General features: G+C 68.2%; 9 protein-coding genes, 1 tRNA gene and 3 pseudogenes. 3 read left to right on the plus strand and 10 right to left on the minus strand.

The window, feature by feature from the left end; translation table 11 throughout:
* From ACIDOCELLA78_RS000000112680 to ACIDOCELLA78_RS000000112695, 4 genes are all read right to left on the minus strand, one after another.
* A partial coding sequence (locus ACIDOCELLA78_RS000000112680; protein WP_249676853.1) for an amino acid permease occupies window positions 1–246 on the minus strand: 246 nt, incomplete at its 3' end.
* A complete protein-coding gene (locus ACIDOCELLA78_RS000000112685; RefSeq protein WP_249676855.1) occupies window positions 171–725 on the minus strand; it encodes a hypothetical protein in 555 nt (184 codons plus the stop codon). The genes ACIDOCELLA78_RS000000112680 and ACIDOCELLA78_RS000000112685, both read right to left, overlap by 76 nt.
* The gene (locus tag ACIDOCELLA78_RS000000112690) at window positions 719–955 is read right to left on the minus strand and encodes a hypothetical protein (protein ID WP_249676857.1); all 237 of its coding nucleotides are present in this window, start codon (window positions 953–955) and stop codon (window positions 719–721) included. Before ACIDOCELLA78_RS000000112690 ends, ACIDOCELLA78_RS000000112685 begins: the two co-directional genes overlap by 7 nt.
* A gap of 21 nt (window positions 956–976) precedes the next feature.
* The gene (locus tag ACIDOCELLA78_RS000000112695; RefSeq protein WP_249676858.1) at window positions 977–2062 is read right to left on the minus strand and encodes an AraC family transcriptional regulator; all 1086 of its coding nucleotides are present in this window, start codon (window positions 2060–2062) and stop codon (window positions 977–979) included.
* Window positions 2063–2266: 204 nt separating this feature from the next.
* Here ACIDOCELLA78_RS000000112695 and ACIDOCELLA78_RS000000112700 point away from each other — a divergent pair, with 204 nt between their 5' ends.
* On the plus strand, window positions 2267–2983 hold the full coding sequence (locus tag ACIDOCELLA78_RS000000112700) for a glutamine synthetase (RefSeq protein ID WP_249676860.1): 717 nt from the start codon (window positions 2267–2269) through the stop codon (window positions 2981–2983).
* A 5-nt stretch (window positions 2984–2988) separates the two neighbouring features.
* On the opposite strand, the gene ACIDOCELLA78_RS000000112705 is transcribed toward ACIDOCELLA78_RS000000112700, so the two are convergent.
* The gene (locus ACIDOCELLA78_RS000000112705) at window positions 2989–4215 is read right to left on the minus strand and encodes an IS256 family transposase (RefSeq protein ID WP_201728293.1); all 1227 of its coding nucleotides are present in this window, start codon (window positions 4213–4215) and stop codon (window positions 2989–2991) included.
* Window positions 4216–4255: 40 nt separating this feature from the next.
* On the opposite strand from ACIDOCELLA78_RS000000112705, the gene ACIDOCELLA78_RS000000112710 reads away from it, so the two are divergent.
* Entirely contained in the window at window positions 4256–5047 is a 792-nt protein-coding gene (locus ACIDOCELLA78_RS000000112710; protein WP_283770874.1) for a glutamine synthetase family protein, read from the plus strand.
* Between the two features lie 6 nt (window positions 5048–5053).
* Window positions 5054–6222, plus strand: a pseudogene (locus ACIDOCELLA78_RS000000112715) (iron-containing alcohol dehydrogenase).
* A 314-nt stretch (window positions 6223–6536) separates the two neighbouring features.
* Here ACIDOCELLA78_RS000000112715 and ACIDOCELLA78_RS000000112720 read toward each other — a convergent pair.
* The 5 genes and pseudogenes from ACIDOCELLA78_RS000000112720 to ACIDOCELLA78_RS000000112740 all read right to left on the minus strand — a co-directional run.
* A pseudogene (locus ACIDOCELLA78_RS000000112720) lies at window positions 6537–6716 on the minus strand (Arm DNA-binding domain-containing protein); the annotation flags it as partial.
* A gap of 165 nt (window positions 6717–6881) precedes the next feature.
* Window positions 6882–6971 (minus strand) — tRNA-Ser (locus ACIDOCELLA78_RS000000112725).
* Window positions 6972–6984: 13 nt separating this feature from the next.
* Window positions 6985–8462 (minus strand): annotated as a pseudogene (gene gabD, locus ACIDOCELLA78_RS000000112730) (NADP-dependent succinate-semialdehyde dehydrogenase).
* A 59-nt stretch (window positions 8463–8521) separates the two neighbouring features.
* Window positions 8522–9265 carry an alkaline phosphatase PhoX gene (locus tag ACIDOCELLA78_RS000000112735; protein WP_307850972.1) on the minus strand — a complete coding sequence of 248 codons (744 nt, stop codon included), beginning with the start codon at window positions 9263–9265 and terminating at the stop codon, window positions 8522–8524.
* Window positions 9150–9488: alkaline phosphatase PhoX (locus tag ACIDOCELLA78_RS000000112740; protein WP_283770875.1), on the minus strand; the 339-nt coding region annotated here is incomplete at its 5' end. The genes ACIDOCELLA78_RS000000112740 and ACIDOCELLA78_RS000000112735, both read right to left, overlap by 116 nt.

Raw genomic sequence — 9488 nt, forward strand, 5'->3', positions numbered from 1 at the left:
CAGGATCACCGGCAGCCCGGCGAGCAGGTTGAAGAACACGTTGCCGCCCTGCGCCGCCGCCTTGCCGAGATCCGGCATCGCCAGCAGGATCGCGGCCTCCATCACCAGGCCGAAGGCGAACGACCAGAACACCGAATTGATGATCCCGCGCGGCACGGTGCGCCGTGCGTTCACCGTCTCTTCCGATGTGTGGGCCGCGCCGTCGAACCCGGTGATGGTGTAGAGCGGCAGCAGCAGCCCGAGCATGAAGAGGTAGAACAGGTTGCCGCTATGCGGCACCACCCGCCGCCGGCCTTGCCGGAATAGTTGATGAAGGTGAACAGCCGCGAGACATCGTAATGCTGCGCGCCCACCAGCATCGCGATGGTCAGCACGATGGCGATGAAGAAGATCAGGTAGCCGGAGAAATCGGTCAGCCGCGTGGTGGTGCGAATGCCCATGTGGTTGAACGCGCCCTGGCTCGCGGTGATCAGGACGACGGCGATGGTCTGCTGCCAGAACCCCAGTGCGACGTGTCGATATGGAACATGTTGCCGAGGATCAGGCTGGTGAACAGGTCGTAGGCGCCGACATTCACCGAGGCGACGACGAAGATCAGCCCGAGCAGGTTGACGAAGGCGGTCGCCCAGCCCCAGCCCCGCGCCGAGCAGCGACGACCAGTGATACAGCGCGCCGGCCGTCGGGTAGGCGGAGGCGATCTGCGCCATCGACAGCGCGATCACCATCGAAAAGATCGACCCACGATCCAGCCGACGAACACGCCCCCCGGCCCGGCGGCGGAGAACGCCGCCTGGAACGAGGTGATTCCGCCCGCCAGGATGCAGATGATCGAGAAGGCGATTGCGAAGTTGGAAAATCCGTGCATGCGCCGGGACAGTTCCTGCGCATAGCCCATCTTGTGCAGCGTTGCGGTATCCTCGGCGAGGATCCGCGCCTCATCCTGGTCGTTCGACATCTCCGTCTCCCATGTTGACCGTCAGGCCGTGTGCGCCGGGCTTTCCCGCCCGGTCGTGCTGTCAGGCATCGTTCGCGCGCCGAGCTTGCGGCGCACCGCCTCGGGCGAGGCGCCATGCAGCCGGCGGCAGGCCCGCGAGAAGGCGCTCACCTCGGAATAGCCGAGCAGTTCGGCGACCGCGGCGATCGAGAGATGCGGCTCGGCGAGATACATCAGCGCGAGCCGCGCCCGCACCTGGTCGATGCACCCGGAATAGGTGAGGCCGTACTCGGCGAGCCGGCGCTGCAGCGTCCAGCGCGGCAGGCCGAGGCTTGCGGCCACGCGGTCGATCCCGGCCGGGCCCTCGGGCAGCTTCCTGCGGATCTCGCTCGTCACCGCGCCGAGCAGGTCGCGCGGCGCGCCGCCGCCGCCGATCCGGCGCAGCTCCTCGGCCAGGGCGGCGAAGCGCGCCGGGTCGCGCGCCGGCATCGGCCGGTCCAGCCCCGCCGCGCGGAAGCTGATCGCGTTCGCCGGGGCGGCGAAGAACACCGGCGCGCCGAACGCCGCCGCATGCGCCTGCGCCTGTTCCGGCGCCGGGTGCTCGAACCAGACCTCCTCGATCTCCAGCGCGCCGCCGAGCGCGCGCCGCAGCAGGTTGGCGAACATCCCCATCGTCAGCTCGGCATCCTGCCGTCGCGACCAGATCCGCGGATCGACGATCCGGTATTCCAGCCGCAGCGATCGCCCCTCCCGCGCGAGGCGGGTTTCGGTATTCTGCTGGTGCTCGATGAAGTGGCGGGCGAAAGCCGCCAGCCCGGTGCCGACATCCGGCGCCGCCAGCGCGAGCTGGCCGATCAGCCCGAGCGCCTCGGGCTGGAACTGCTGGCCGAAGCGCAGGCCGAAATGCGTATCGCCGCTGCGCGCCGCCGCCCGTTCCATCATCGCGACATAGCGCGCCAGCGGCACGGTGGCGCAGGGGTCCTCAAGGTCGCGCGGATCGAATCCCGCCTCGCCGAGCACCAGGTCCGGGTCGGCCCCCGCGCCACGGATGAACGAAGTCACCCCGGACGCCGCGGCGGCGAGCACATGGCAGGATGTCGATCCGGACGCGGCGGCAGGCAGACCCATGATCCCCTTCAATCCGTCGGTGCCGCGCCAGAATGCCGGGCGGCGCGGCCGTTGCGCAACGAAATTCGGCAGTCTGCCGACTGTGGCAAATTCCGCCCCGTGCCGCTTTGACATCTGAACACAAACCCGCGCGATCGCCGCTTGTCGCCGAATGTCAAGATCGTCACACTGGGCTCATGCAATAGTCCGCCGGGAGGTGCGATCATGAACAACGATCTGTCTGCACAGAACATCACCGCGTCCGGCGGCATGACGCTCGACGAACTGCGCGCGGCGGTCGATGCCGGAGCGATCGACACGATCGTGATGGCGGCGCCCGACATGCAGGGGCGGTTGCAGGGCAAGCGGGTGATGCCCCGCTTCTTCCTCGACAACGTCCTGACCGACGCCTCGGAGGGCTGCAACTATCTGCTCGCCGTCGATGTCGAGATGACGCCGGTCTCCGGCTATGATTTCGCCTCCTGGGACCGCGGCTATGGCGATTTCGTCTTCCGCCCCGATCTCGCGACCCTGCGCCGCGCCGCCTGGCAGGAGGGCGCCGCGATCGTGCTCTGCGACATCGCGCTGCATGACGGCACCCTGGCGCCGGTCGCCCCGCGCAGCATCCTGCGCCGCCAGCTCGACCGTCTCGCCGCCACGGGCCTGACCGCGCTCGCCGCGACCGAGCTGGAATTCATGCTCTTCCGCAACACCTATGAAGAGTGCATGCGGCGCGGCTATCGCGATCTCGATCCGGCCAATCTCTACAATGTCGATTATTCCATCCTCGGCACCGCCAAGGTGGAAAAGGTCATCCGCGCCATCCGCAACGCGCTCGAGGCGTCGGGCATCCGCGTCGAGAACTCCAAGGGCGAGTGCAAGGTGGCGTCTCGGATTGTGTGGAAATTGCCTTGGGCGGCGTCTCCGGCTGGTGGAACATGACGAGGTCAGGCGACGAGATCAAGATGCATTGAGGCGGGAGGCTCTCCGAGGCTCTGCCACCCGTCGACTTTGCGCATGGAGATCTGTCCGGATGCGAGCAATGACCAGAACAACATCGCCGCGGTTTCGGCCGAGGGCAGGACGGTCTGGGTCTTGATCCGGCGCTTGAACTCCTCATGCAGACGTTCGATCGCATTCGTCGTTCTCGCTGATCTCCACTGGCTTTGGGGCAATCGTGTGAAGGTGAACAGCCGATCGCCGGCTTCTTCGAGGCTGTCGGCTACACCGCGGCATTTCAGACGCCATTTGGCCAGGAACAGCCGACGCCGGCGCATCACCTCGGCACTGGTTTCGGCGTAGATCATGTCGTTGTAGTCGGCGGTGATCTCCTCGTGCAGGGCGTCTGGCGCATGGGCCAGCAGGTTTCGGTGCTTGTGCACGGTGCAGCGTTGCGTCGGCACGTTTGGCCACAGGCTGGCCAGCGCACGTTCGAGGCCGGCGCCACCATCGATCAGCAGCAGTTCCGGAGTGCGCAGGCCGCGGGCGATGAGATCATCGAGCACGGCGCGCCAGGCGGCTTCGCTTTCGCCTCCCATGTTCTTCACCGCCAGCAGCAGCTTCTGCCCATCGCGGCGGACACCAAGCACGACCAGCAGCGAGATGTTGGTCGCTTTCCGGTCGAGCCTGACCTTCACCACGGTGCCGTCCAGGATCAGCCGGACGATGTCATCATCGGCCAGACTGCGCCGGTTCCAGCCTTCCCAGTCCGCCTTCACCTTTCGCCAGGTACGACTGACCACGTCCTTGCCTACCGCCCCCTTGAACAACGCCCCCAATGCCCGCTTCACCCGCCGTGTGTTCGTGCCGGCGAGATAAGTCGCCGCAATCAACGCCTCCGCCTGTTTCGTCATCCGCGCATAACGAGGCAGTGCGGCGCTGCGCCATTCGGCGGTTCCACCTTCAGGCTTTGGCATCCGACCCCGCGGCACCGTGATGTCGAGCGGTCCGAACGAGCCGAGGATTTGCCGATGACGGACACCGTGACGATATCCGGCCGCCGCCTCGCCATCCCGATGGTATCGCCCCCGCCCGAGCGCCGCCGTCAGCTCCTCCTCGAGCATGGTTTCAATGAACCCTCGGATCCGATCCCGAACGCCCGTCTCGATCGGGTCGAACCACGCCGTCCCATCAAACAGCCTGGCTTCCGGCGTTCCTGTGCTATTCTTCTCCATGGCGTGATCTCCATCGGCGCTACAACGCCGAGTCTGGTGGTTGAACTCACCCGGAGATTACGCCACCCAGAATTTCCACACACTTCACGACGCCACCGAGTGCAATCTCGGCCAGCACGAGATCAATTTCGCCTATGCCCCGGCACTGGAGTGCGCCGATGGCCACGTGATCTACAAGGAAGCCGCGAAGGAGATCGCCCAGGCGCAGGACCACGCCATCACCTACATGGCGAAGTTCAACGAGCGCGAGGGCAATTCCTGCCACATCCATCTCAGCCTGCGCGACGCCGCGAACCGCCCGGTCTTCGCCGCCGGCCCCGGCCACGCGCCGGAATTCGACCATTTCCTCGCCGGCCTCGCCGCCCACGCCGCCGAGCTTTCCGTGCTGTTCGCGCCCAACATCAACTCCTACAAGCGCTACGCCGTGGGCAGCTTCGCGCCGACCGGCCTGGTCTGGGGGCACGACAACCGCACCTGCGCCTTCCGCGTGCTCGGCCACGGGCGGTCGCTGCGCGTCGAAAACCGGCTGCCGGGCGGCGACGTGAACCCCTATCTCGCCCTCGCCGGCATGATCGCCGCCGGACTCGATGGCATGGAACGCCGCCTGCCGCCGCAACAAGCCTTCACCGGCAACGCCTATCACGGCGACCTGCCGCGCGTGCCCCGCACGCTGGCCGACGCCCTCGCCCTCTGGCGCCACAGCGCCTTCGCGCGCGAGGCGTTCGGCGAGCAGGTGGTGGCGCATTACGCAAGGATGGCCGAGGTCGAGGTCGAGACCTTCGCCGCCGCGGTGACCGACTGGGAACGCACACGCTGCTTTGAAAGGATGTAACCCGCGATGACCATTCTGCAGGGAACCTGGCGCTTCCCCACCGAGGTGCTGGCCGGGCCGGGCCGCATCGCCGAACTCGCCGGCCGCGCGCGCGACCTCGGCGCCCGCCGCGCGCTGTTCGTCTCCGACGCGCAGGTGGCGAAACTGCCCTTCTTCGCGCCGCTGGAGGCGAGCTTCGCCGCCGCCGGAATCGCCACCGCGCGCTTCACCGGCACCCACCCCGACCCGCTGGCGGGCGACGTCGCCGCCGGCGTCGCCGCCTTCCGCGCGCATGAGGCGGACCTCGTCGTCGCGATCGGCGGGGGCAGCGGGCTCGATTGCGGCAAGACCATCGCGCTCGCCGCCGCAACCGACCGGCCGCTCTGGGATTTTGAGATCACCCTTGCCGCCCCCGCGCTCGACCGGCCGATAGTGCCCATTCTCGCGGTGCCGACCACCGCCGGCACCGGCTCGGAAGTCGGCCGCGCCTCGGTCATCACCGATGAGCAGGCCGCCCGCAAGGTGATCCTGCTGCACCCGCAGATGCTCCCGCGCCTCGTCGTGCTCGACCCCGAACTCACCATCGGCCTGCCCGCGACCCTCACCGCCTGGACCGGGATGGACGCGCTCGCCCACAATCTCGAAGCCTATTGCATCGACGCCTGGCACCCGATGGCGGATGGCGTCGCGGTGGAGGGGATGCGGCTGATCCATGGCAGCCTCCTCGCCGCTGCGACCGATGGCCGCAATCTCGATGCCCGCGGGACCATGCTCGCCGCGGCCTCGATGGGGGCGACCGCCTTCCAGAAGGCCTCGGGGCGATCCACTCGCTGAGCCACCCGATCGGCGCGCACTGCCACGCGCATCACGGCCTGACCAACGCGGTGCTGATGCCCTACGTCCTGGAATACAACCGCCCGGCGATCGAGCCGAAAATAGCGCAGGTCGCCCGCAGCCTCGGCATCGACGGCGGGTTCGAAGGCTTTCGCGACTGGGTGATCGGCCTGCGAAAGGCGCTTGGCATCCCGAACACGGTCGAAGCGCTCGGCGTCACCGCGCCGATGCTGGACCAGCTATCCGAGGAAGCCTTCCGCGACCCCAACACGCCGGACAATCCCCGCCCGGCCGACGCCGCCGCCCTGCGCCGCATCCTCGCCGCCGCCCTCGCCGGCCGGCTCGACTCCCTGTCCCGCTGAGCCCCGCCTCTTCGCGCACGGGCGCGCGCAGCACCGCGCCCGCTCCAGCGCCGCACCACGCGCCGGCGCGCGAAACCGCCAACTCGTCGCGCGCCGTCTTGGCGGATGTGGAGCGTGAGCGCGGGATCATCGGCGAGGGGCGGGTTTGACGTGATTACCGGTGTTGGTGGAGGAATCCCCGTGTCACCCATATAGGCCTCGGCGCAGGTGGCAAAGGTCTTGCCGCGGACGGTCCGGGCCTCGCGCTGTGTGAGGCGGTGTTCGATCGGGTCGATGCCGTCGAGGAGAAGGCGCCGGCATTCAATGGCGCGCATCCGGGCCTCGGCCAGGGACATCAAGGCGACGGGGCCGAGCGCCATCTCGCGCGCCCGGCCGCGGATCATGAACCGCAACGACCAGGATTTCGCGCCGGAAGGGGCGATCTGGAGGTAGAGATTATTGCCGTCGCCATACAGGCCGGGGGCGGTAAGCTTGGCGACCTTGAGCGGCGACAGCTTGTGAACGACCCGGGCCGTATCCGAATCTTACCCACAAATTCACCCACGTGGAAACTCTGGATTCGGGCAAATCGGGATGGACGGAGGCGGACGGAAATCTGAATTATCGGCGAAAAATCAAAGATTTTAGGGGATGGTACCAAACAGTGCCGGATGTAGGGATGGCGGATGGGGTGGGATTCGAACCCACGATACGCTTTCACGTATGGCGGTTTTCAAGACCGCTGCCTTAAACCACTCGGCCACCCATCCTGACAGCGCCGGTTTAGCCGCCCAGGCCGCCGAGCGCCAGATACTTGATCTCGAGATAGTCCTCGATCCCGTATTTCGATCCCTCGCGCCCAAGACCCGATGATTTGACGCCGCCGAAGGGAGCCACCTCGGTCGAGATCAGGCCTTCGTTGATGCCGACGATGCCGTATTCCAGCGCCTCGGCGACGCGGAAGATGCGCCCCACATCGCGCGCGTAGAAATAGCTGGCGAGGCCGAACTCGGTGTCGTTCGCCATGGCGATCGCCTCCGCCTCGGTGCTGAAGCGGAACAGCGGGGCAACCGGGCCGAAGGTTTCCTCGCTGAAGATCAGCGCGTCGCGCTTCACATCGGCGATCACGGTCGGGGTAAAGAAATTGCCGCCCCGTTCGTGGCGCCGGCCGCCGGTCACGATCCGCGCGCCGCCGGCGACCGCATCGGCGATGTGCGCCTCCACCTTCTCGACGGCCTCGCGGTTGATCAGCGGCCCTTGCGTCACGCCGGCTTCCATGCCGTTGCCGACCTTCAGCGCCTCGACCGCGACCTTCAGCTTCGCCGCGAACGCCTCGAACACGCCATCCTGCACCAGGATGCGGTTGGCGCACACGCAGGTCTGCCCGGCATTGCGGAATTTGGAATCGATCGCGCCCTTCACCGCGGCATCGAGATCGGCGTCGTCAAACACGATGAACGGCGCGTTGCCGCCCAGTTCCATCGACGTCTTCTTGATCGTCGGCGCGCACTGGGCGAGCAGCTTCGCGCCAACCTCGGTGCTGCCGGTGAAGGAGAATTTCCGCACGATCGGGTTCGAGGTGAGTTCGGCCCCCATCGGCCCGACGGGCCGGTGATGATGTTGCACACGCCGGCCGGCATGCCCGCGCGCTCGGCGAGAACGGCGATGGCAAGCGCCGAGAACGGGGTCTGGCTCGCCGGGCGGATCACCCCGGTGCAGCCCGCGGCCCAGCCCGGCCCGGCCTTGCGGGTGATCATCGCCGCGGGGAAGTTCCACGGCGTCACCGCGGCAAACACGCCGATCGGCTGCTTCTGCACAATGATCCGCCGGCCGGGGGCGTTCTGCGGAATCGTGTCGCCGTAAATCCGCTTGCCCTCCTCGGCGAACCACTCGATGAACCCGGCGGCATAGGCGATCTCGCCCTTCGCCTCGGCCAGCGGCTTGCCCTGCTCGGCCGTCATGATCGCGCCGAGATCGTCCTGATTGGCCATCATCAGCTCGAACAGGCGGCGCAGGATCGCGGCACGCTCCTTCGCCAGCATCGCCCGCCAGCCGGCCAGGGCGCGGCCAGCCGCCTCGATCGCGCGGCGGGTCTCCGCCTCGCCCATCGCCGGCACGCGGCCCACCAGATCGCCCGTCGCCGGATTCAGGACATCGAGCGTCCGGCCACTCTCCGCCTGCACCCACGCGCCATCGATGTAATTGGCTTCCCGCAGCAGCGTCGGGTCGTTCAGCCTTACGGTCCCGGTCGTGTTCAGCATCCTGCCCTCCTCGTCGTGATCGTCAGCATCATGGCTTCAGGCGCACCGGCCGGACAGGGTCAGCCCGGGGTGAGCGACACCATCGTGGTCTGCGGCGGCATGCCGGGCTGCACCGTCGGCCAGCGCGTCGCCGGATGGGCGAAATCCGCCTGCCGCGTCGCACCGGGATGCCGCGCCACGGTGAACAGCGTCTTCCCGTGCGGATCGGCAGCGGCGCCGCCCACCGCCCCGCCCACCGGCGCGCTGTAGAGCAGATGGAGCCCGCCATGCGGGCGCATCGCGAACAGCCCGTCCGCCGTGTCGGTCACGGCGCCGCGCTGGTCGGTGCCGATCAGCAGCCGGCCGCGCCCATCGAAATCCAGGGTCGATGGCGCCCGCAGCCAGGCCGTCGAACCCGGCGCATAGCGCGAGGACGAATCATGCGCCGGATTGCCGCCCAGCAGCACAACCCGCCCGGCAAACCGACGGGCCGCCAGATCGCCGCCCTCGGGCGCAAAGGCGAGCAGATGGCCGGCGCCATTGCCGGCGCGCGGATTGAGCGGGTTGATCTGGCTGATCCCCCGCCCCGGATTGCCGCGGCAGGCCAGGTAGAGCGTGCCGTCCGCGCCGATCGCCATGCCGGCCGGCGCGTCGAACCCGGACTCGCGATGCCCGGCCGAAGCCGTCGCGGTCAGCGTGGGCAAGCCTTCAGGCAGATCGTGCCAGACGATATGCGACCCGTCGATCGCCGCGACGGCGAGCGTCCCGGCATCCAGCGCGCCCTCGCCGGCGCCGGCTGGCGCAGCACCCTTGAAGCGGAACAGGGCGTCCCATCGGGCCGTCCTCGCTCATGAAGACCACGGCGCTGCCATCGGCGGCGAGGCCGCAGGCAACGCCCGCGCGGGGCAGCCGGCCGAGCGCCGTGCGCTTCACCGGAAACGACATCGGATTGGCCGCATCGAGCTCGACCACCCAGCCAAAACCGGCGCCCACGCTCGGGCTGCCGAAGCCCGGCGCATGGCCGGCGAGACGCCTGATCCAGCCCGC

It is taken from the genome of Acidocella sp. C78, assembly GCF_907164655.1.